This window comes from Chloroflexus sp., assembly GCF_034435895.1.
In the GTDB taxonomy this organism is placed as follows: Bacteria; Chloroflexota; Chloroflexia; order Chloroflexales; family Chloroflexaceae; genus Chloroflexus.
In genome coordinates, this window is record NZ_DAOTWH010000183.1 from 1 (window position 1) to 2049 (window position 2049).

The 2049-nt window shown below is 62.3% G+C and carries 2 protein-coding genes; one reads left to right on the forward strand and one right to left on the reverse strand.

Annotated elements, in window-relative coordinates:
* A partial coding sequence (locus tag U9R81_RS10795; protein ID WP_322495461.1) for an ABC1 kinase family protein occupies positions 1-1546 on the forward strand: 1546 nt, incomplete at its 5' end.
* A gap of 53 nt (positions 1547-1599) precedes the next feature.
* On the opposite strand, the gene U9R81_RS10800 is transcribed toward U9R81_RS10795, so the two are convergent.
* Positions 1600-2049 (reverse strand): formyltransferase family protein (locus U9R81_RS10800; RefSeq protein WP_322495462.1); only part of this gene is annotated, 450 nt, incomplete at its 5' end.

Here is a 2049-nt window from a genome sequence, read left to right on the forward strand (position 1 = left end):
CCGCGCCATTCTGCGCGCGCCGGCCCCGCCGCCATTGGGCAGCGCCGAGCGGTTGCGCGAGGCGTTGGTTGCGCTAGGCCCGGCCTTTGTCAAACTGGGCCAAGCGCTCAGCACGCGCCCTGACTTGCTGCCAGCCGATATGGTAGCCGAACTGAGCAAGCTGCAAGATACAGTGCCGCCATTCCCCGGCGCGCAGGCGGTGGCGTTGATCGAAACCACGTTTGGTCAGCCGATCGACCGCTTGTTCGCTTCCTTTGAGCGCGAGCCGTTCGCGGCGGCGTCGTTGGGGCAAGTGCATGCGGCGGTCTTGTTTGATGGCACGCCGGTGGTGGTGAAGGTGCAGCGGCCCGATATTGCTAATCGCATTCAAACCGATTTAGCGATTTTGGCCGATCTCGCGGCGTTGGCCCAAGAACGGCTGGCCTTGGCTGCCCAATATAACCTGAGCGAGATTGTTTGGGAGTTTAGCGCCACGCTCCGCGCCGAACTTGATTATGTGCGCGAGGGACGCAACGCCGATCGCTTTCGCCAGATGTTTTGCGGCAATCCGCACATCTACATCCCGCGCGTCTACTGGGAATATACCGATACTCGCGTCCTCACCATCGAGCGGATAACCGGCATCAAGCTGAACGATATGGCGGCGTTGCGCGCGGCTGAGGTTGATTTGCCCCGGCTGGCCTGTATGAGTGTCGAGATTACGCTCGAAGAGATTTTCGGGCATGGCTTTTTCCACAGCGATCCGCATCCGGGTAATTTCTTCGTCATTGATGGCAAGGTGTTGGGCGTGGTCGATTTTGGGCAGGTCGGCGTGCTCGATCACGCTACGATGCAAGGGTTGCTTTTGATGATGGGGGCGCTGATCAACCACGACAGCCAAAGCTTGCTGCGCGCGCTCGAACGGCTCGGCGTAATTCCGCGCCGGGCCGCGACGGCGGCGTTGCGCCGCGATCTCGAACGGTTCGTCGATGGGTTCGTCGATCGCCCGTTAGGCCAAATTTCGGCCCGCGAGACCTTTGATGGCTTAACGGCGCTGTTGCGCCGGCACCGGCTGATTATTCCTGGCCCGCTGGCCACGCTGCTCAAGACGATCGTGATGATGGAAGGGCTGGGGATGCAGCTCGATCCCACGCTTGATGTCTTTGCCGCGGCTCGTCCGTACATCCAGCGCGCCTTGCGCGAGCAGATCACGCCGGTAGCGTTGGGTGCGCAAGCGTTGGCCGGCGGGCGTGAGTTGGTTGAGCTGGCGTTTGAGATTCCCGAACAGATTAGTCAGAGCCTGCAACGCCTCAACGAAGGCGAGTTGCACCTGCAAACCCGTGAAGTGGAGTTGCGGCGGGTAGCTGGTGCGCTGATCGGCGCGGCGAACCGTGTGGCGCTGGCGCTAGTCGTATCAGCGTTTATTCTCGGCGTAGCGGTGCTGGTGGTGGCGATGCGGGCCTTTGAATGGTACGGCTGGTTGCCGTGGACGTTGTTGTTTTTCGGCGTGGGTGGGGTGGTCACCGGCGGGATCATATTGACGTTGGCGTTGTTGCGGCGGGAATGACGGGAAGCCGCACAGCCGTGCGGCTCTACGAACTGCCGTACCCAATCACCGGTTTATTGCCCCAATAACCGGTTGACGGTGGCCACGATTAACCGCCGCTCCACCGCCTTGATCCGTTCGTGCAACGATTCAACCGTGTCGCCGGGCATCACCGGCACTTCGGCGCTGGCCAAAATCGGGCCATCATCAACCCGCGGCGTCACCCGGTGGATCGTACAACCGGTGACCGGCAGACCAAGGCGAATGGCGTCGGCTACCACGTGCGCACCGCGCAGGGCCGGAATGACAATCCCGCTGCTGGTGGTGACAGTATCGCCGCCATCGGCGGGCAAAAGCGCCGGGTGCTGGTTGATGACCCGGTTGGGAAACTGATCGAGAAACACTGCCGAGAGTACGCGCATAAAGCCGGCCAGCACGATCAGGTCTGGCTCGAAGCAAGCGACCACGCCGGCCAAGCGCCGTTCCCATTGCTGGCGCAGCGGGCCGCGCGGCGCGCTGAGCGG